General features: G+C 66.2%; 21 protein-coding genes. 7 read left to right on the top strand and 14 right to left on the bottom strand.

From position 1 onward, the window contains the following. Positions 1-85 precede the first annotated feature (85 nt). Positions 86-694 carry a riboflavin synthase gene (locus DQ229_RS15415; protein WP_114967155.1) on the top strand — a complete coding sequence of 203 codons (609 nt, stop codon included), beginning with the start codon at positions 86-88 and terminating at the stop codon, positions 692-694. A 174-nt stretch (positions 695-868) separates the two neighbouring features. Here the strand turns inward: DQ229_RS15415 and DQ229_RS15410 are convergent, their stop codons facing one another. After that, complete coding sequence (locus tag DQ229_RS15410) at positions 869-1,636, bottom strand: DUF805 domain-containing protein (RefSeq protein WP_114967154.1); 768 nt, start codon at positions 1,634-1,636, stop codon at positions 869-871. 130 nt (positions 1,637-1,766) lie between these two features. On the opposite strand from DQ229_RS15410, the gene DQ229_RS15405 reads away from it, so the two are divergent. Together DQ229_RS15405 and ygfZ are read left to right on the top strand one after the other, a co-directional pair. Continuing rightward, entirely contained in the window at positions 1,767-2,123 is a 357-nt protein-coding gene (locus DQ229_RS15405) for a hypothetical protein (RefSeq protein WP_114967153.1), read from the top strand. 136 nt (positions 2,124-2,259) lie between these two features. Continuing rightward, on the top strand, positions 2,260-3,030 hold the full coding sequence (ygfZ, locus tag DQ229_RS15400) for a CAF17-like 4Fe-4S cluster assembly/insertion protein YgfZ (RefSeq protein ID WP_114967152.1): 771 nt from the start codon (positions 2,260-2,262) through the stop codon (positions 3,028-3,030). A 29-nt stretch (positions 3,031-3,059) separates the two neighbouring features. Here ygfZ and efp read toward each other — a convergent pair whose 3' ends face one another. Continuing rightward, positions 3,060-3,623, bottom strand: coding sequence for an elongation factor P (gene efp / locus DQ229_RS15395; RefSeq protein WP_114967174.1), 564 nt, complete (start codon positions 3,621-3,623; stop codon positions 3,060-3,062). Positions 3,624-3,837: 214 nt separating this feature from the next. On the opposite strand from efp, the gene DQ229_RS15390 reads away from it, so the two are divergent. Continuing rightward, complete coding sequence (locus DQ229_RS15390) at positions 3,838-4,158, top strand: DUF6280 family protein (RefSeq protein WP_114967151.1); 321 nt, start codon at positions 3,838-3,840, stop codon at positions 4,156-4,158. 115 nt (positions 4,159-4,273) lie between these two features. Here the strand turns inward: DQ229_RS15390 and DQ229_RS15385 are convergent, their stop codons facing one another. The 12 genes from DQ229_RS15385 to coxB all read right to left on the bottom strand — a co-directional run bounded on the left by DQ229_RS15385 (position 4,274) and on the right by coxB (position 14,718). Continuing rightward, complete coding sequence (locus tag DQ229_RS15385; RefSeq protein WP_114967150.1) at positions 4,274-5,005, bottom strand: hypothetical protein; 732 nt, start codon at positions 5,003-5,005, stop codon at positions 4,274-4,276. A 74-nt stretch (positions 5,006-5,079) separates the two neighbouring features. Then, complete coding sequence (locus DQ229_RS15380; protein ID WP_114967149.1) at positions 5,080-6,435, bottom strand: TolC family outer membrane protein; 1,356 nt, start codon at positions 6,433-6,435, stop codon at positions 5,080-5,082. 53 nt (positions 6,436-6,488) lie between these two features. Continuing rightward, complete coding sequence (locus tag DQ229_RS15375) at positions 6,489-7,142, bottom strand: protein-L-isoaspartate O-methyltransferase family protein (protein WP_114967148.1); 654 nt, start codon at positions 7,140-7,142, stop codon at positions 6,489-6,491. 123 nt (positions 7,143-7,265) lie between these two features. After that, positions 7,266-7,850, bottom strand: a complete 585-nt coding sequence (locus DQ229_RS15370) for a GNAT family N-acetyltransferase (protein WP_114967147.1) — start codon at positions 7,848-7,850, stop codon at positions 7,266-7,268. Continuing rightward, positions 7,850-9,112, bottom strand: a complete 1,263-nt coding sequence (locus DQ229_RS15365; protein WP_114967146.1) for a M16 family metallopeptidase — start codon at positions 9,110-9,112, stop codon at positions 7,850-7,852. Before DQ229_RS15365 ends, DQ229_RS15370 begins: the two co-directional genes overlap by 1 nt. After that, on the bottom strand, positions 9,109-10,497 hold the full coding sequence (thrC, locus tag DQ229_RS15360; protein WP_114967145.1) for a threonine synthase: 1,389 nt from the start codon (positions 10,495-10,497) through the stop codon (positions 9,109-9,111). The genes DQ229_RS15365 and thrC overlap by 4 nt, the downstream gene beginning before the upstream one ends. Before the next feature lie 13 nt (positions 10,498-10,510). Continuing rightward, positions 10,511-11,188, bottom strand: a complete 678-nt coding sequence (locus DQ229_RS15355) for an SURF1 family protein (protein ID WP_114967144.1) — start codon at positions 11,186-11,188, stop codon at positions 10,511-10,513. 99 nt (positions 11,189-11,287) lie between these two features. Continuing rightward, complete coding sequence (locus DQ229_RS15350) at positions 11,288-12,094, bottom strand: cytochrome c oxidase subunit 3 (protein WP_114967143.1); 807 nt, start codon at positions 12,092-12,094, stop codon at positions 11,288-11,290. 49 nt (positions 12,095-12,143) lie between these two features. Beyond that, the gene (locus DQ229_RS15345; RefSeq protein WP_114967142.1) at positions 12,144-12,734 is read right to left on the bottom strand and encodes a cytochrome c oxidase assembly protein; all 591 of its coding nucleotides are present in this window, start codon (positions 12,732-12,734) and stop codon (positions 12,144-12,146) included. Next, positions 12,731-12,916: a hypothetical protein gene (locus DQ229_RS15340; RefSeq protein WP_114967141.1), complete on the bottom strand. Its 186-nt coding sequence runs from the start codon at positions 12,914-12,916 to the stop codon at positions 12,731-12,733. The genes DQ229_RS15345 and DQ229_RS15340 overlap by 4 nt, the downstream gene beginning before the upstream one ends. 4 nt (positions 12,917-12,920) lie before the next feature. Further along, positions 12,921-13,838 (bottom strand): heme o synthase, encoded by a 918-nt coding sequence (cyoE, locus tag DQ229_RS15335; RefSeq protein ID WP_162300899.1) that lies wholly within the window; start codon positions 13,836-13,838, stop codon positions 12,921-12,923. Between the two features lie 67 nt (positions 13,839-13,905). Continuing rightward, positions 13,906-14,718 (bottom strand): cytochrome c oxidase subunit II, encoded by an 813-nt coding sequence (gene coxB, locus DQ229_RS15330; RefSeq protein WP_420796875.1) that lies wholly within the window; start codon positions 14,716-14,718, stop codon positions 13,906-13,908. Positions 14,719-14,960: 242 nt separating this feature from the next. On the opposite strand from coxB, the gene tldD reads away from it, so the two are divergent. The 3 genes from tldD (at position 14,961) to dprA (ending at position 18,113) form a co-directional block, all read left to right on the top strand. After that, positions 14,961-16,382, top strand: a complete 1,422-nt coding sequence (gene tldD / locus DQ229_RS15325; RefSeq protein WP_114967138.1) for a metalloprotease TldD — start codon at positions 14,961-14,963, stop codon at positions 16,380-16,382. Beyond that, on the top strand, positions 16,379-16,834 hold the full coding sequence (locus tag DQ229_RS15320; protein WP_114967137.1) for a hypothetical protein: 456 nt from the start codon (positions 16,379-16,381) through the stop codon (positions 16,832-16,834). Before tldD ends, DQ229_RS15320 begins: the two co-directional genes overlap by 4 nt. A 91-nt stretch (positions 16,835-16,925) precedes the next feature. Then, positions 16,926-18,113 carry a DNA-processing protein DprA gene (gene dprA, locus DQ229_RS15315; protein WP_114967136.1) on the top strand — a complete coding sequence of 396 codons (1,188 nt, stop codon included), beginning with the start codon at positions 16,926-16,928 and terminating at the stop codon, positions 18,111-18,113. The last annotated feature ends 30 nt before the right edge of the window (positions 18,114-18,143 follow it).

The following is an 18,143-nucleotide window of genomic DNA, read 5'->3' as shown; positions in this document are numbered from 1 at the left end:
AATTACGGCATCCCTGCGGCAAGGCAAGGCCCTTGCCCTTGCCCCGGCGGCAGACTAGGTGAGACCGGAACAACACGGAGCCGCCATGTTCACCGGCATCATCACCGATATCGGCCGCGTTCTGACCACCAGGCAGCAAGGCGATCTGCAAGCGCGCATCGCGACCGGCTATGACACGGACATGATCGACATCGGCGCCTCGATCGCCTGCGACGGGGTCTGCCTGACCGTGGTCTCAAAGGGCCGCGAAGACGGCCAGGACTGGTTCGATGTCGATATCTCGGCCGAAACCGTGTCAAAGACCAATATCGGCGCCTGGATCAGCGGCACCCGCCTCAATCTCGAGCGCGCGCTGCGGGTCGGCGACGAGTTGGGCGGGCACATCGTTTCAGGCCATGTCGATGGCGTGGGCAAGGTGATCGCCCTGCGTCACGAAGGCGGCAGCACCCGCATCACCCTGCGCGTGCCCGACGACCTGGCCGGGTTCATCGCGCCGAAAGGCTCGGTCGCGCTCAATGGCACATCGCTTACCGTCAATGACGTCGATGGCGCCGATTTCGGGGTGAACCTGATCCCCCATACCAAGACGGCCACGACATGGGGCGATGTGGCCGAGGGCGACCTGGTCAATGTCGAGATCGACACCCTCGCCCGTTACGTCGCACGCCTGCGCGACTGGCAAGGCACCGGCTAGAACACCTCCAGCAAAAGTTGATGGACTTTTTCGGTTCCGGGTCGCGCAAGACCAGGAACCTGCAGCCTGCGCCCTGCCCTTCACTGTGATGAAAATATCCCCGCCGGAGGCACCCGCCGCCGGCAAGGGGCGCCAGCGGACCGGATGGCTGCGCAACGCGCCTGCCTGTTGCGATCACCCGTACCGGTTCGGCCCCGGATCGCCGCGCTGGCACAGAAAGATCAGGATCAGCAGGAAAATCGCGAACCAGCCGATCATGAACAACAGCATCAGGCCCATCGCCGCGTCGGGCGTGACCAGCACCCCGCCGCCGCTGACCGCAGCAAAGGCCAGCGTCACCAGGAGCGGGCCGAAAAACACCCAGCCCACCCACCAGCCGCTGCGCCCGGTGTCATGCAGGCGCCGGAAGGTCACGGCAAGCTGTGGAAAAAACAGCCCCAGCCCGACCAGCGCACTCAGCGGCGCGGTCTCGTCGGCCACACCGAACAACATCACATCCAGAATGCTGGCGGTGAAGCTCGCCAGAAAACCGAACAGCACGAAATACCAGAACTCCGAGCGGCTCGCCCGCCCCGAAAAGCCGAAATAGCGCCGCAGGCAGGCAGACACCGCCCCGCTAAACCCGCGCGAAGGCGCCCCGCCATAGAGGCCGTCCGGCCCGGTGTGGCTGGCGCGCGCGCCCGCCGCACGCTGGCGCGCCCCGCCGTCGTTGCGCCAGGGGCCGGAAGCCGCCCCTTGCGCCCCGCCGCGCGGCGGGCTTGGCGGGCCAAAGCGCCGGCGGGTCTCGAAATGATCGCTGGCAGGTGCCCAGTCCTGCATCCCCTCCGTCCAGACGAGGGTATTGGCCTTGACCTCACCATTGCGGATCAGATGGATGATTTCTCCCTCGGGCAGCGGGCCGCGGGCCTCGCCCTCGGCGACATAATACCACTCAAGCGACATTCCGGCCCGGTTCCATTGCGCTGCACGATACTGCTCCGCAGCAGCCTATCGCCGGCCGCATGGCTTGGCAAACCCTTGCTCCGGCGGGTCAGTCAGGTAAGGATCGGGCGGCGCAACGACAGGAGCGATCATGCGAAACGCGGCACTGGTTCTGGGTATTATCGGCGGGCTCTGGGGTATGCTGGTGGGATTTTTCAGCTTCGGCTACACCGAATTGCTGGCGCGCTATACCGAACTGGCCGAACTGACCGGCGGGGTAGAGAACCCCGGGCTGATCCGGCTGGTAAGCCTGGGTGCGCCGGTTCTGGCGATCGCGGGGGGGGCGATGGCGCGTTCGCAAAACATCGCCGCCGGGGTGGCGCTGCTGCTTGCCGCGCTGGGGATGTACCAGGCGTTCGGCTTCGGCGCCTTCACCATGTTCCCCATTGCCATGTGCGGGCTGGGCGGGGTGCTCGCGCTGCTCGCCCGCAAGCCCGACCCGCATTGACGCTGACGCCATTCGCGGCGCTTTCGGCGGCATCATCCCCGTCCGGGCCGCGTTGCCGGCGAGGCCTTTCTCTCGCCGCAAATCGAATTATGTCTGATCGGGCAGAACGCCCTGAACAGATGACAAGGAGATGCCAATGCAAGGTGAACGCGCACCGGAACGCCGGGTTTTCGAGATCGCGGGCGCTGACCGCGTGGCGTTCCTGCAGGGGCTTGTCACCAACGACATGGGCCGGCTCAAGCCCGGCGGCGCGATCTATGCGGCGCTGCTGACACCGCAAGGCAAGTATCTGGCCGATTTCCTCCTGATCGAGATGGGCGAGACCATCGCGCTGGATGTGCATGAGGATCTGGCCGAAAGCCTGCTGCGCATGCTCAACATGTATCGGCTGCGCGCCGATGTGCAGGTCGCGGCCTCGGCGCTGAAGGTGCAGCGCGGGCTTGGCACGCCGCCGCCCGGCGCCGTGGCCGACCCGCGCCACCCCGCGCTGGGCTGGCGCCTTTACAGCATTGAGGCCGGCCACACGCCCGAAATCGACTGGGACGCGATCCGCGTGGAGGCCTGCATCCCCGAAAGCGGCATCGAACTGGTGCCAGGCGAGAGTTTCATCCTCGAGGCGGGGTTCGAGCGGCTGGGCGGTGTCGATCACCGCAAGGGCTGCTATGTCGGGCAGGAAGTCACCGCGCGCATGAAGCACAAGACCGAACTGCGCAAGGGGCTGGAAACCGTGTCGGTCGAGGGCTCGGCCCGTGTGGGCACCGAGATCACCGCCGACGGGCGGCGCGTCGGCAAGCTTCTTACCCAGGCCGGGGGCGCGGGCATCGCCTATCTGCGCTTCGACAAGGCGCAGGGCGTCATGCAGGCAGGCGACGCCACACTGCACCGGCGCGATGATGCGGCGGCCTGACCGGTCGCACCCACCTCATCAGGCCCCGCTCAGGCCCGTTCGACATATTCGAAGGTTTCGGTATTGACCACGATCGCCTCGTCCTGGCCAACGAAAGGCGGCACTGTGACCCGCACGCCATTGTCGAGGATGGCCGGCTTGAAGCTGTTGGCCGCGGTCTGGCCCTTCACCACCGGCTCGGTCTCCACAACGGTGCATGTGACCTTCTGCGGCAGCGACATGTTCAGCGCCTCGTCACCGTAATATTCGATGGTCACGGTCATGCCGTCCTGCAGAAACGGGCGGCGCTCGCCCAGCAGATCGACGGGAAGCTCGATCTGCTCGAAGCTTTCCATGTCCATCACGACCAGCATCCCGTCGTTTTCATAGAGAAACTGCTGGTCTTTCTGCTCAAGGCGCACCCTCTCGACCTTGTCTTCCGAGCGGAAACGCTCGTTCAGCTTGGTGCCGTTGCGCAGGTTCTTCATCTCGACCTGGGCAAAGGCCCCGCCCTTTCCAGGCTTGACGTGATTGACCTTCACCGCGACCCAAAGGCCGCCGTCATGTTCCAGCACATTTCCGGGCCGGATTTCATTGCCGTTGATCTTGGGCATGATCAAAACCTTGACAGGAGGTTGACGAAAATCTGGCGGCACCTATATCTGGCGATCAGGCCCGAGGCAACCCGACTATATACTGTATGCCAGCCAAGCGAGCCTTGCTCAGGACGCATGGCAGTCATGCAAAATAAAAATATCGAATCGGAGCCAAACACTCTATTGAGGCCTGACGGAAAAACGCAAGAGCAAGAATAGCAGGAAGCTCCGAATGTTTGACTTTGTGGATAGCGCCGCGTTCAACCACGAGCAGGGGCAGCGCGCGCGCAAACTGTTTGCCGCGGTTGTGCTTGCTGCGCTGGATGACGCCATCGCCGATGACAAGAAATTCGGCAACGGCCCCGAGCAGATCGCCCGCTGGGCGCGCTCGCGCGATGGGCGCGAGGTTCTGACCTGTGCCGGGATCGACCCGAACGAGCGGGTGGTCGCCGGGCTGATGGAATTCGTCGGGAAAGGCGTGCGCACTTCGGTCGCGCTCTCGCGCGAGGAAAGCGAACGCCGGCAGCAGCAGCTGAACGTCGCGGCTGCCTGACAGAACGTTGGCCCGGCGCTGGCCGGGCTGAACAGCATGTAACGAAAAGCGCGCACTTCGGTGCGCGTTTTTCGTTTCGGCTGTGCCGTCGCGGCGCGGGCCGGGGCAGTTCAGATCAGATCAGGTCGCGGCTGGCCAGGGCGCGGGCGATTTCGCTGCGCACCAGCTTGCGCACGTTGCGGGTGATACGCTCACCCAGCGGGCCGTGAAGTTCTTCCCGCACCAGCCGCGCGACCAGTTCGCGCAGGGCGTCCTCGTCCTCCGGCAGCTCATGGGGGGCAAGCGCGCGCAGGGGCGGACTGGCTTCTTCCCCCTCGCCCCCCTCGTCGCTGGTGGCAGGGCCGGAATCGGCCTGCGGCCTGTCGGCGCGCGGCACTCTGCTGGAGGCCGGAATGATGAAGGGGCGCACGTTATCGGCCTTGGCCGCATCATGCTGTTGCGCGCCGCCTGCCGACGCGACCGGCACAGGCGAGGACGCAGGCATCTCCGGGGCAGGTTCCTCCACCCGCTGTGGCGGTTCGGTGCCGTCAGGCTCCCACTCCTCATCATATTGGGAAACGGCGGCTTCCAGCTCGGCGATTGTCTGCTCAAGGCTGGCGCGGCGCTCGGCGCTGGACGGCCCGGGCGCGTCCTGGGAACGGGGCGCGGGCGTCTCTTCCGGCGCGGCCTCGGGCGCTGCGGCCCGCGGGGTGCCGGGAACGATCCTGAGCGCAGCCGTCAGCAACAGCCTGCCCGGCGCGGCAGCCCCCGCAGGCGCAGAGGCGGCGCCGGGCGTTTCCTGCGAAACAAGCCTTCGGATCGAGGAGAGAACATCCTCGATCTCGCCATCCTTCATCGCGTCCGACATCCTGCGTCTCCTGCCTGCCCTTTTTTGGACATGCTACCCGCGGTCGGCCCGCAACTCAATCATCCGTTGCAAGTTCAGGGGCGCCCGATGCTGCGCAACACCCGATCCAGGCTTTCACCCTGCGGGCTGGTCACGGGCGCGTTGCGCACGGCGTTGTAATAGGCCTCAGGGTCATAGGTGGTGATGCCGAGGTTCAGGTGATCGACCGTCAGCAGCCCGATCGATGAAAGCAGCGCGTAGGTCGCGACATACCGACCGGCCTCGGCGGTGATCCGGGTGGCGCGGGCGTCGAGCAGTTCCTGCTCGGCATTGAGCACGTCGAGCGTGGTGCGCGCGCCCAGCGCAGCCTCCTGGCTGACACCATCATAGGCGGTTTGCGCTGCGCTGATCTGCAACTGGCTCGCCTCGATCCGGGCGCGTGCCACGTTCATATCCGACCATGCCCGCCCCACATCCTGAAGCGTCACGGCCACGGTGCGGTGCAGCCCGGCCAGCGAGGCGTCACGCTGCGCGATGGCCCGGCGATGGGCCGAAGAAATTGCCCCGCCCTGATATATCGGGCGCGAGTATGACAGCCGCATATTCGCCGATGTGTCGCGATCCTGGTCGATCGACCACCCCGCGCTGGCCCCCACGGTGCCATGCCGCACGGCAGCTGCGCGCGCCACGTTCTTGTCGGCGGCGTTGGCCTCGTGGCGGGCCTGGCGGATCGAGGGGTGGGTGTTGCGGGCAAGTTGCTGCGCCTCTTCCAGGCTAGAGGGCAGGCGCGGCGGCGGCGGCAGGTCGCGCAGCGCGCCGGGGTATTCGCCGGTGGCCAGGCGGAAGGCTTCGCGCGCCACGGCCAGGTCGCCCTGTGCGGCAGCCAGGTTGCTGCGCGCGGCGGCAAGCCGGGCCTCGGCGATGGCGACATCGGTGCGGGTGATCTCACCCACCTCGAAACGGTCCTGGGCGGCGCGAAGCTCTTCGGTGATCAGGCGCACGTTGTTCTCGCGCAGGCGCACCGTGTCGATGGCGCTGCGCACATCCACATAGGCGGCCACGGCCGACAGCAGCACCTGCTGCTCGACCCCGATCAGCGCCTGGCGCGTGGCCAGGACATTTTCGCGCGCGGCCTCGAGCGCCAGTTGCCCGCGGCCGAAATCAACAATCGTCAGTTCCGCGTTCAACCCCAGCGAGCCGGTGATGTTGTTCACCGGCGCATTGGTCATGGTGAAACTGGAGACGAAGTTGAGCACCGGCCGCAGCGAGGCCAGCGCAGAGGCCGCATCTTCATCCGTCGCACGCAGAACCGCGCGGTTCTGCTCCAGCAGGTTGGAGTTGCGATACGCCGCGATAAGCGCATCGGTGAGCGAGCTTGCCCAGACCGGCGGCGCGGCGATGACCGCCAGACTGCATATCACCGCCGAAACGGCCTGTCTGATCCCGCGCATCACAAACGTCCCCCGTTCTTGCCCGGCCGGATTGGCCTGCCCGGATTAACCCCTCAAAAGGTAAATTCGGGCTTTCTTTCGAACCCCGCCAGAACCGGCGCGGCCGCATTGAAGATATCGCGCCAGGCGATCTGTCCGCCCGATTTGCGCCCAAGCCGGCACACCCCGAGCGACCCTTCCATGAAGACGCAGGCGATGCGCCCGCCTTCCTTGAGCTGTTCTTCGATGGCGGCCGGCAGCTCCTCGATACCGCCCTGCACAACGATCACGTCATACGGCCCGTGCTGCGGCGCCCCCCCGGCCAGCGGCCCGGCAATGATCGTGGCGTTGTCCACCAGTTGCGCATCGAGGATCGCGGCGGCCTCTTCGGCCATGTCTTCGCTGTCCTCAAGCCCGACCACGGCCTCGGCCAGCCGCGCCAGGATAACCGTCGAATAGCCAAAGCCGCAACCGATATCGAGCACCAGATCCCGCGGGCCGACCACCAACGCATCGAGCATCTTCGAAAGCGTGCGGGGCTCCAGCATCACCCGCCCGGCGGCGATCTCGAGATTGGTGCCCACATAGGCGGCCTCGCGCAGCGCTTCGGGCACGAAAGCCTCGCGCGGGACATCAAGCATCGCCTCAATGATTGGAAACTTCGTCACATCCGACGGGCGAACCTGGGTGTCGACCATCATTCTGCGCCGCGCAGCATAGTCCGGCATGGGGTAAACTCTTCGGTTTATTCACTCAGATCAGTAATGGCACATTCACCGGCAAGCGGCAACTGCGGCAGACCCGCCCGAAACACCACCGGCAAGGTCCGAAGCCGGCGGCGTTTCGCCGGTTCAGCCGATATCGGTGCGGCCGCGTCGGTCATGTCGCAGGCTGGCGTAAAGCACGTGATTGCGCCAGCGGCCATCTATCTGAAGATAGCTTTGCGCCACCCCTTCATACTTGAAGCCGCAGGATTCGAGCGTGCGCCGCGAAGCAAGGTTTTCCGGCAGGCAGGCGGCCTCGATCCGGCTGAGGTCGAGCGCGGAAAAGGCGTGATGGACAAGCCCCAGGATCGCCTCGCGCATGTATCCCTGCCGGGCGTGGCGCGCGCCGACCCAATAGCCCAGCGTGCCGGCCTGCGATGGCCCCCGGCGGATATGATCGAGCGTGATCGCGCCCAGCAGTTCCTCGTCGTCGCGCCGAATCAAGAAAAGCGGCACTCCCGTGCCCTGCGACACCGAGCGCGCAGCCCAGTGCACCCGCGCCGTGAAGGCCCGGCGCGAAAGATGGTCGTCCGACCAGGCCGGCTCCCACGGGGTGAGGAAATCCTGCGACTCGCGGCGCAGGGCCGCCCAGGCGGGATAGTCGGAATGCTGGGGCAGGCGCAGGGTCATGCGCTCGGTCTCGATGGCAAGGCGGCTGCGCAGGCCGAACATCAGGCCGCCAGCCTCCGGCTGAGCATGGCCAGGTCGGGCGCCTGCCCGATCGGGCCGTAAAGCGCCAGCGCCGCGCGGCCCTGCATCACCATTTGCGCGGCGAAGTCGCGCACCGCCGCCGTATCCACAGCCTCGATCCGCGCGACCGCTTCGGAAACCTCGGGCACCCTGCCCCAGATCGACAGCAGGCGCGCCAGCCGCTCGGCCCTGGCAGACGGGCTTTCCAGCCCCATCAGCAGCCCCGCCTTCATCTGTGCGCGCGCGCGGTTCACCTCGGCCGCGCTCATGTCATCGGCGGCGCGTTTGATCTCGTCGATGACCAGCCCCGAGAGGCTGGCAAGCTGATCGCCGCCGGTGCCGGCATAGAGCGTCATGTTGCCGGTGTCGGCATAGGCGCCGACCTGCGCGAAGATGGTGTAGCAAAGGCCCATTTCCTCGCGCAGTTTCTGGAACAGGCGCGACGACATGCCCCCGCCCAGCGCGGTGGCAAAGACCTGCGCGGTATAGAAGGCCTCGTCACGGTAGCCCGGCCCCTCGAAGGCCATGGCGAAATGCGCCTGTTCGAGGTCGCGCAGCTCGCGCCGCTCGCCGCAGTGAAAGCGCGCCGGTTCCGCCACCGGTGTGGGCCTTGGCCGCATGTCGCCGAAAAACCGCGTGGCCAGCTCGACGATATGATCGTGGTTGACCGCACCCGCCGCCGAAAGGATCATCTGCCCCGGCCCGTAATGCTCGGCCACGAAGCCGTGCAGGTCGTCGCGTGCGAAGGCGCGCACCCGCTCGCTAGGGCCGAGGATCGAGCGCCCGATGGGCTGCGCGGGATAGGAGGCTTCCTGCAGCCAGTCGAAGATCACGTCATCGGGCGTATCCATCGCCTGGCCGATTTCCTGCAGGATCACGCCGCGCTCCACCTCTATCTCGCGCGGGTCATAGCTGGCATTGAGCAGGATGTCGGCGATCATGTCGAGCGCGAGCGGCACATCCGCGGCCAGCACACGCGCGTAATAGGCCGTCATCTCGCGCGAGGTGTAGGCATTGATATGGCCGCCGACATCCTCGATCTCTTCTGCGATCTGCAGGGCGCTGCGCCGCGCGGTGCCCTTGAAGGCCATGTGTTCGAGAAAATGCGCCACCCCGTTCTGATCCACCCGCTCGTGCCGGGCGCCGGCATCGACCCAGACGCCGATGGCGGCCGAAGCCAGCCCCGGCATCGCCTCGGTGACGATGCGGAATCCGTTGGGCAGGGTCGTCAGGCGGTGGTTCACGCAGAAATCCTTTCTCGGATCAGGGATTGCAGCACGGCAAGATCATTTTCAACCCGCATCACGCGCTCGGGCCGGTCGAACAGGTCGGCCATGCGGGGCGGCAGCGCGGGGCGCTGGCCGGTGGCCTGTTCCACCGCATCGGGGAACTTGGCAGGATGCGCGGTGGCGAGCGTCACCATGGGCATGGCGCCCAGGTGCCCGCGCGCCACATGCGCCCCGACAGCTGAATGCGGGCAGAGCACCTCGCCGGTTTCGGCATGGATCTGCCGAATGGCGGCCAGGGTTTCATCCTCAGAGGCGCGGCCCGAGGTAAACACCTCGCGCAGCGTTTCGATCGCGCCTTGGGATATGGTGAACCCGCCCGAGGACTTCAACTCCTCCATCAGTTGCGCCACCGCCTGGCCGTCGCGGCCATAGGCATCGAAAAGCGCGCGCTCGAAATTCGACGAGACCTGAATATCCATCGACGGGCTGATCGAGGGGCGCACCGTGCCGGTCTCGTAGGCGCCGCCGCTGATCGCGCGGTGCAGGATGTCGTTCTGGTTGGTGGCGATCACGAGCCGCCCCACCGGCAGCCCCATGCGCCGCGCGATGAAGCCTGCGTAGATGTCGCCGAAATTCCCCGTGGGCACCGTGAAGCCGACCTGGCGGTGCGGGGCGCCCAAGGAAACGGCGGCGGTGAAGTAATAGACCACCTGCGCCAGCACGCGCGCCCAGTTGATGCTGTTGACCCCCGCCAGCGACACCGCATCGCGAAAGGCGAAATCGTTGAACATGTCTTTCACGCGGGCCTGGCAATCGTCGAAATCGCCATCCAGCGCCAGCGCATGGACATTGCTTTCGGGTGCGGTGGTCATCTGCCGGCGCTGCACCTCGGAGACGCGACCATGCGGGAACAGGATGAAGACATCCACGTTCGGCAGGCCGCGAAACGCCTCGATCGCGGCCGAGCCGGTGTCGCCGCTGGTCGCGCCGACAATGGTGACGCGCTGCCCCGAACGCGCCAGCGCCGTCTGGAACAGCTGGCCGATCAGCTGCATGGCGAAATCCTTGAACGCCAGCGTCGGCCCGTGGAACAGTTCCAGCAGGAAGTGGTTGGGCGCAAGCTGCTTGAGCGGCGCGCGGGCGGCATGGCCGAAATCGCGGTAGGCGGCGGCGATGGCGGCCTCAAGCTCAGCCTCGGAAAAAGCATCGCCAATGAACGGGCGCATCACCCGCAGTGCCGCCTCTTCATAGCTGACGCCGGCCAGTGCGGCGATGTCTCCGGGCGCCATTTCCGGCACGCTTTCAGGCACGTAAAGCCCGCCGTCGCGCGCAAGCCCGGTCAGCATCGCTTCTTCGAAGCCCAGGCGCGGCGCCTGTCCGCGGGTGGATACATAATTCATGGCGTGCAGCCCCTCATGCTTTGCGCTGCCTGATACGCGACAGAAGAAAGACTGTCATCCCCGCCCAGACAATCGCCAGCGAAAACCAGGTGATGGCATAGTTCAGGTGGTTGTCGGGAATCGTCGATGTATCCAGTGGCACGGGCCGCGCGGGCGGCCGGGCCTCGCTGGTGGTGCGCAGCACGATCAGCGCAGGCTCCGTGCCAAGCTCGGTGGCGATGGCGTCCACGTCGCGGGCGAACCACAGGCGGTTGGCACGGTCGGGATCGGGGGTGAAGCTGTCGGCATCCTCGGGCCAGTGCAGGTTGCCGGCGATCACCGCCTCGGCCTCGGGGCGCGGCTGGCCGCGGGCATCGGCGGGAATGAACCCGCGGTCGACCAGCAGCCGGCGGCCCTGCGCAGTCTCGAAGGCGGCAATCACGCGGTACCCCGCCCCGATGCCACGCTCGGACGCCATGACCAGGACATCCTCGCCGGTGAAACGGCCTGCGACCTCGACCGCAAGGTAACGGTCGCGCCCGGGATGCACAGGGTCAGGGATCGCCACCGGATCGTCGCCCAGGCGCGCATCCATCGCGGCCAGGATCTCCTGTTTCCAGTGCAGGCGCTGCACCTGCCAGGTGCCCAGCGAAATCAGGATCGCGCAGCCCACGACCCCGAAGATCAGCGGCCAGATCATGCGGCGGGTCATCGGGTGACATCATCCTTTCATGCGCAAAGGCGCGCGCCTTGCGGCCCGCGCCTTACGCGATTTCGCAACCCCCGCACCGGGCGCGGGCCCGCTATGGCCTCAGGCGCCCCAGACGTAGATCGAGGCAAAGAGGAACAGCCAGACCACATCGACGAAGTGCCAGTACCAGGCGGCCGCCTCGAAGCCCACATGCTGCTCGGGCGTGAAATGCCCCTTCATCGCGCGGAACAGGCAGACGGCAAGGAAGATCGTGCCGATGATGACATGCGCCCCGTGAAAGCCCGTCGCCATGAAGAAGTTGGCGCCGTAGATGTTGCCCGAGAAGCTGAAATAGGCGTGGCTGTATTCAAAGGCCTGCAACCCGGTGAAGATCACGCCGAGGATGATCGCGATGGTCAGGCCAGTGATCATGTCCTTGCGGTTGTTCTCATGGGCCAGGGCATGGTGCGCCCAGGTCGCCGCCGCGCCCGAGCACAGCAGAACCAGCGTATTGATCAGCGGCAGGTGCCATGGGTCGAAAGTTTCGATCCCGGCGGGGGGCCAGACGCCATCGATCATCGGGCTCAGCCCCTCGGGGTGCATCGGGTAGAGCGCGTGCTTGAAGAAGCTCCAGAACCACGCCGCGAAGAACATCACCTCGGAGAGGATGAACAGGATGAAGCCATAGCGCAGGCCCAGACGCACCACCGGGGTATGATCGCCGGTTTCGCCCTCATGCACCACATCGGCCCACCAGGCGAACATCACGTAAAGCACACCGGCCAGCCCGATGAAAAACAGCCAGGGGCCGCTGTCGTGCATCCAGAGGACAGCCCCGAAGAGCATGAAAAACCCCGCCACGGCCCCGAGAAGCGGCCAGGGAGACGGAGGCAGGATGTGGTAGTCGTGGTTCTTTTCGTGCGCCATCTTCAGCAGTCCCTCAATCGGCTCATGGTTCTATCCCCGCGCGGTGGGGTCATTGTTGCACCGCATCCGGATCAGGCGCGGCATTCAGCGCCGCGTAATCCTCGGGCATGTCGGTGGTGTGGAAGGTGTATGACAGGGTTATCTGCCGCGTGCCACTGGCTTCACGGTCATCCACGATCTCGGGGTCGACGTAGAAGCTGACCGGCATCGACACGGTCTCGCCCGGCTCGAGCACCTGCATCTCGAAACAGAAGCAGTGGATCTTGATGAAGTAGCGCCCCGCCGAATAGGGCGTGACGTTGAAGCTTGCTGTGCCCGCGATCGCCTCATCGGTGGGATTGTGCGCCTCGTAGAAGGCCAGGCCCGTCTCGCCGATGCGTACGTCCATGGTGCGCTCGACCGGGCGGAACTCCCACGGCATGTCGGCCGCGCGCGAAGCATCGAAACGGATGCGCATGGTCTGGTCGAGCACCCGGTCGGATTCGGCCTGGGCAACGCCGGTGGTGCCGCCATACCCCGTGACCCGGCAGAACAGATCATAGAGCGGCACCGCTGCCCAGCCCATGCCCGCCATGATCACCACGACTGCCGAAGCCTGTGCCGCCGTTCGATACTTGCCTTCGAGACGATTCAGTTTCATTCCGCTCGCTCCGCAAGACCCGGGCGGAACGTGTGATCGAAAGCCTCAATCATTCCGCCCCGTTGCACCTTTGCCACCGTCAGGCCGAACACCAGCGCGATGAAGGCCACGAGCACCAGCGCCAGGCCGATATTGCGGCCCGCGCGGCGCTTGTGCAACTCGTGATCGCGTGAAAGCGTCATGGCCTCACCACCCCGCATAGCCAAACACCCCGAAGGCACGAAGCCCGGCTTCGGCCAGCAGCGCCCCGAAGTGCAAGAATAGATACAGCAGCGAAAAGCGGAAGAAACGCTTTTCCACCGCGTAGCCGTCAGCCTCGGCCACCGTTTCATCCCGACGCCAGATGGCCACCGCCCCGCGCAGGAACAGCGCATTGAGCACCAGCGCTGCCGCCAGATAGACCGGCCCGCCGATGCTGGTGAATCCCGCGCCCAGCGCCACAGGGGCCAGCAGGACGGTATAGGCCAGCACATGGCGGCGCGTGGCGGCGCGACCATGTGTCACAGTCAGCATCGGGATGCGGGCACGCGAATAGTCGTCGTTCATGAACAGCGCGAGCGCCCAGAAGTGCGGCGGCGTCCACATGAAGATCAGCGCGAACATCAGCACCGATTCGATGCCGATTCCGCCCGTGGCCACAGCCCAGCCGATCATCGGCGGAAACGCCCCCGCCGCGCCGCCGATCACGATGTTCTGCGGCGTCGAGCGCTTGAGCCACATCGAATAGATCACCGCGTAGAAGAAGATCGTGAAGGCCAGGAAGGCCGCCGAAAACCAGTTCGCAGCAAGTCCCAGCATGATCACGCTGATACCCGACAGCGCGATGCCGAGGCCCAGCGCCTCGCCCGGTTCGACCTTGCCGGCGGGGATCGGGCGGCTCCGGGTGCGGCGCATGACCTGGTCGATATCGGCATCCCACCACATGTTCAGCGCGCCCGAAGCCCCTGCCCCCAGCGCGATGAACAGGATCGAGGCCAGCGCCACCATCGGGTGCACCGAGACCGGCGCAACCAGCAGCCCCACCAGCGCGGTGAACACCACCAGCGACATCACGCGCGGCTTGAGCAGGGCGACATAATCGCCAAAGCCGGCCTCACCCGTCATTTCATTGGCGCGAATATCGCTCAAGGCTGCCCTCTCCGGTAGCGGTTTCTGTCAGCTGGCACGGGTTTCAGTTCGAGGCCAGCTCGGCGTTGCGCGGGGTGCCGCCATACTGATCGATGGCACGATCAAGCCAGGCTTCATATTCCTCTTCGCTGACCACCTTCACGGTGATCGGCATGTAGGCGTGGTTGATGCCGCACAACTCCGAACACTGGCCAAAGTAGATGCCCTCTTCCTCGGCCTTGAACCACAGTTCGGCCAGACGCCCGGGCACGCCATCCTGTTTCACGCCGAAGGACGGGATGGTCCAGGAATGGATCACATCTGCAGCGGTGACCTGCAAGACGACAGTGCGGTTCACCGGCACGACCATCGCGGTATCGGTGGCCAGCAGGTAATGCTCGTCGTCATAGCCATGTTCGGCCAGTTCGTCGCGCTCCAGCATGAAGCTGAGGAAGCCGAAATCGTGGTCGGGGTATTCATATCCCCAGTACCACTGGTAACCGGTGGTCTTGATGGTGACGTCGGCCTCGGGAATTTCCTGCTGCTTGAACAGGATAGGCAGCGAGAACGCGCCGATGAACACCAGAATCAGGATCGGCACCACCGTCCATGTGACCTCGATCGGCGAATTATGCGTGAAGCGCGCCGCGGTCGGGTTCATGCGGCTGTTGTAGCGCAGGATGACGTAAAGCAGCAGGCCAAGAACCAGGATGGTGATCGCAGTGAGAATCCACATCAGCATCGAGTCGAGCCAGATGATATCGCGCTTGAGTTCCGTCACCGCGGGCTGGAAATTCATGTTGCGATCCGCCGGCGCGCCGATCACGGGCAAGTCGGACAACTGGCTTTCCGCCGCTGCCATGCCTGCAGCGATCATCGAAACACCGAAAGTCCCCAGACGGCTCAGTGAAGTGAAAAGTCGCATTCCCCGGTTCCCGTTCCTTGGTCAGCCAGTGCCCGGCCCGCCGCACCCCGTGCGCGGCTGCCATGGCATCCCGTTGTTTTTCGACCCGCAGAAATCATATTAGGGTCGTGACGGCAAGCAAAACCGTCGCTCAGGATATGCCTTCAGGGCGCCAACATAGATCGTTTCACCAGAGTTCAAAGGATGCGCTCCATATGACCGAAGCCCCCTTCCGCCCTTTCGACACCCTGATTGACGAGAGCGCCGCCCTGCGGCAGCTTCGCGCGGCCACCGAGGGTGCCGAAGATGGCGAGCTGTTTCTGGAGCGGCGGCGCTCGGAAAGCCTGCTGCTCGATGACGGGCGCATCCGCAACGCCAGCTATGATGCCTCCGAAGGGTTCGGGCTACGCGCCGTGAAGGGCGAGGTCGCCGGCTATGCCCATTCCACGCATATCACCGAATCCGCGCTGCAACGGGCAGCGCAGACGGCGCGGCTGGCCGTGGGCGACGGCGGCGGCGTGATGGCCCCGCCCCCGCCGGGCACCAACCGGCGGCTCTATCGCCCCGACGACCCGATGGCCGATGCCGGCTTTTCGGTAAAGATCGACACCCTGCGCGAGATCGACGCCTTCGCACGCGGGCTGGACAAGCGGGTGGTGCAGGTTTCGGCCTCGATCGCAGCCGCGCTGCAGGAGATCGAAATCCTGCGCCCCGACGGGCAGCACCTGCGCGACGTGCGCCCGATGGCGCGGCTAAACATCTCGATCATCGTCGAACAGGACGGCCGGCGCGAAACCGGCACCATGGGCGGCGGCGGGCGCTTTGGCCTCGCGGGGCTTCTGGCGCGCGATCACTGGGAAGGTGTGGCGCGCGAGGCGCTGCGAATCGCCCTGGTCAATCTCGAGGCGGTGCCGGCCCCGGCGGGCGTGATGGACGTGGCGCTGGGCGCTGGCTGGCCCGGCATCCTGCTGCACGAGGCCGTGGGCCACGGGCTGGAGGGCGATTTCAACCGCAAGAAATCCTCGGCCTTCTGCGGGCTTATGGGCCAGCGCATCGCCGCGCCGGGTGTCACCGTGCTGGATGACGGCACGCTGCCCGAGCGCCGCGGCTCGATCAATATCGACGACGAGGGCACGCCTTCGGGCCGCAACGTGCTGATCGAGGATGGCATCCTGGTGGGCTACATGCAGGACCGGCAGAACGCCCGGCTTATGGGCGCGCAACCCACCGGGAACGGGCGACGCGAAAGCTATGCCCATACGCCGATGCCGCGCATGACCAACACCTACATGCTGAACGGCGAGGCCACCCGCGACGACATCATCGCCGAGATCGGCAACGGCCTCTGGGCTGTGGGGTTCGGCGGCGGGCAGGTGGACATCACCAACGGAAAATTCGTATTCTCCTGCACCGAGGCCTATATTGTGAAGAACGGGAAAATTGGCGCCCCGGTGAAAGGGGCAACGCTGATCGGCGACGGCCCCACCGCCTTGCAGCATGTGCGCGCCATCGGCAACGACATGGCGCTCGATCCCGGGATCGGCAATTGCGGCAAGGCGGGGCAATGGGTGCCCGTGGGTGTGGGCCAGCCCACCCTGCTGATCGGCGGGCTGACTGTAGGAGGAAGCGCGACATGAGCATCATGACCTGTCGGACCGGGTTGCACCGCAACCTGCAGACATCGGACTGGATCGTCGCCCTGCTCAGCGCCTGGCTGGCGCCGGTGGCGCTGGGCGCGGTGGTGATTCTTCTGCATCTGATCGTCTCGACCGCGGCGGCTGAAACCGCCATGCCGCTGGTGCGGATGAGTTCCTATTTCCTGGCGACAGGGCTGATCATCTCGCCGGCATTCACCTGGATCGGGCTGGGCATGGCGCTGCCGCTGCTTCTGGGGCTGCAGGCGACGGGCTGGTTCGGCCTGCTGCCCAGCATGGCCGTGGGCGCCACCACCGGCGCGCTTGCGGCCTGGTTCATGGGCGGGGTTGGCTCGGTTGTGGGGCCGGCCTTCGGGGTTTTTGGCTGCCTGCTGTTCTGGCTGGCCCTGCGGCTGCGCCGGCGCGATCTGTTCAATCATCCCGCGACGGCCTGAACACCCCCGACCGCCCGAATTTTGCCACAACCGTTCATTCCCCGTTAACCTTGACCCGCCAATGTGATCCGCGAATGAGGCGGAGGCACGGATGGTCGAGGATTTGTTTTCTTCCCCCACACCCTTCACCCCACCCACGACGGAAGAGGACAGGCTTTCCTGGCTTCGTCTCATTCGCTCGCGTCGCGTGGGCACCAGCACCTTTTTCCGCCTTCTCGGCGAATATGGCAGCGCCGCCGCCGCAATCGAGGCTCTGCCTGAAATCGCCCGCGCCGCCGGCGTAAAGGGCTACGCCCCCGCCGCGCCGGTCGAGGTAGAGGCCGAATTTGCCGCAGGCCGCACCATCGGGGCCCAGTTGATTGCCTTCGGCAGCCCCGACTACCCTGCCGCGCTGGCCAGCATCCCGGACCCGCCGCCACTACTCTGGGCGCTGGGGCGGGCCGAGCTTGCCAACCGCCCTGCGGTGGCCATGGTAGGGGCGCGCAATGCCTCGTCGCTGGGCACGCGGATGGCGCGCAGCCTGGCCCGCCGCCTGGGCGAAGCGGGGTTTTCCGTGGTCTCGGGCCTGGCGCGCGGCATCGACGCCGCCGCGCACGGCGCCGCGCTGGAGAGCGGCACCATCGCGGTGCAAGCCGGCGGGATCGACACGATCTACCCGACCGAGAACACCACACTGGCCGAAACCATCGCCACGCAAGGGCTGCGGCTGTCGGAACAGCCCATCGGCATGGCCCCGCAGGCGCGGCATTTCCCGCGCCGCAATCGAATCATCTCGGGCCTTGCCCATGCGGTGATCGTGGTCGAGGCGGCCGCGCGCTCGGGCAGCCTGATCACCGCGCGCGATGCGCTCGACCAGGGCCGCGACGTGATGGCCGTGCCCGGCCACCCGTTCGACGCCCGCGCGGCCGGCTGCAACGCGCTGATCCGCGATGGCGCGACACTGGTGCGCGGCGCGGAAGACGTGCTTGCCGCGCTTGAGGGCGCGACGCCCCCCGCCGCGAATGCCCCCGCAAGCGGCAAGCCCCCGCAATCGGCACCGCCCCGCGAAACACCCGCCCCGGCGCCGCAACCCCCGGAGCCACGGCCGCACAGCCCTTCGGAAACCGCCGCGCTGCACGCGCGCATCCTGTCGCAGCTTGGCCCCAGCCCGCTGGCCGAAGACCAGCTTATCCGCGATCTGTCGTTGCCCGCCGCGCAGGTCGCGCCCGTGTTGCTTTCGCTGGAGCTTGAAGGCCGGATCACACGCCAGCCCGGCGGCCTGCTCGCCCGGCTGGCCTGAGCCGGGCGCAATGCCCGCGCAAGGTGTTCG

This window comes from Alkalilacustris brevis, from assembly GCF_003350345.1.
Classification (GTDB): Bacteria; Pseudomonadota; Alphaproteobacteria; order Rhodobacterales; family Rhodobacteraceae; genus Alkalilacustris; species Alkalilacustris brevis.
Note: the sequence above shows the minus strand (reverse complement) of the source record. Positions and strands in the feature narration are given on the sequence as shown.

What these genes read in the sequence shown, in the direction of transcription:
- DQ229_RS15340 (WP_114967141.1), bottom strand. Translation starts at nt 12,916, where the DNA reads ATGACGCTTTCACGCGATCACGAGTTGCACAAGCGCCGCGCGGGCCGC.
- dprA (WP_114967136.1), top strand. Translation starts at nt 16,926, where the DNA reads ATGGTCGAGGATTTGTTTTCTTCCCCCACACCCTTCACCCCACCCACG.
- DQ229_RS15410 (WP_114967154.1), bottom strand. Translation starts at nt 1,636, where the DNA reads ATGTCGCTTGAGTGGTATTATGTCGCCGAGGGCGAGGCCCGCGGCCCG.
- DQ229_RS15405 (WP_114967153.1), top strand. Translation starts at nt 1,767, where the DNA reads ATGCGAAACGCGGCACTGGTTCTGGGTATTATCGGCGGGCTCTGGGGT.
- DQ229_RS15320 (WP_114967137.1), top strand. Translation starts at nt 16,379, where the DNA reads ATGAGCATCATGACCTGTCGGACCGGGTTGCACCGCAACCTGCAGACA.
- DQ229_RS15385 (WP_114967150.1), bottom strand. Translation starts at nt 5,005, where the DNA reads ATGTCGGACGCGATGAAGGATGGCGAGATCGAGGATGTTCTCTCCTCG.
- DQ229_RS15375 (WP_114967148.1), bottom strand. Translation starts at nt 7,142, where the DNA reads ATGCCGGACTATGCTGCGCGGCGCAGAATGATGGTCGACACCCAGGTT.
- DQ229_RS15390 (WP_114967151.1), top strand. Translation starts at nt 3,838, where the DNA reads ATGTTTGACTTTGTGGATAGCGCCGCGTTCAACCACGAGCAGGGGCAG.
- coxB (WP_420796875.1), bottom strand. Translation starts at nt 14,718, where the DNA reads ATGATCGCTGCAGGCATGGCAGCGGCGGAAAGCCAGTTGTCCGACTTG.
- DQ229_RS15370 (WP_114967147.1), bottom strand. Translation starts at nt 7,850, where the DNA reads ATGTTCGGCCTGCGCAGCCGCCTTGCCATCGAGACCGAGCGCATGACC.
- thrC (WP_114967145.1), bottom strand. Translation starts at nt 10,497, where the DNA reads ATGAATTATGTATCCACCCGCGGACAGGCGCCGCGCCTGGGCTTCGAA.
- DQ229_RS15415 (WP_114967155.1), top strand. Translation starts at nt 86, where the DNA reads ATGTTCACCGGCATCATCACCGATATCGGCCGCGTTCTGACCACCAGG.
- tldD (WP_114967138.1), top strand. Translation starts at nt 14,961, where the DNA reads ATGACCGAAGCCCCCTTCCGCCCTTTCGACACCCTGATTGACGAGAGC.
- DQ229_RS15355 (WP_114967144.1), bottom strand. Translation starts at nt 11,188, where the DNA reads ATGACCCGCCGCATGATCTGGCCGCTGATCTTCGGGGTCGTGGGCTGC.
- cyoE (WP_162300899.1), bottom strand. Translation starts at nt 13,838, where the DNA reads ATGACGGGTGAGGCCGGCTTTGGCGATTATGTCGCCCTGCTCAAGCCG.
- DQ229_RS15345 (WP_114967142.1), bottom strand. Translation starts at nt 12,734, where the DNA reads ATGAAACTGAATCGTCTCGAAGGCAAGTATCGAACGGCGGCACAGGCT.
- efp (WP_114967174.1), bottom strand. Translation starts at nt 3,623, where the DNA reads ATGCCCAAGATCAACGGCAATGAAATCCGGCCCGGAAATGTGCTGGAA.
- ygfZ (WP_114967152.1), top strand. Translation starts at nt 2,260, where the DNA reads ATGCAAGGTGAACGCGCACCGGAACGCCGGGTTTTCGAGATCGCGGGC.
- DQ229_RS15380 (WP_114967149.1), bottom strand. Translation starts at nt 6,435, where the DNA reads ATGCGCGGGATCAGACAGGCCGTTTCGGCGGTGATATGCAGTCTGGCG.
- DQ229_RS15350 (WP_114967143.1), bottom strand. Translation starts at nt 12,094, where the DNA reads ATGGCGCACGAAAAGAACCACGACTACCACATCCTGCCTCCGTCTCCC.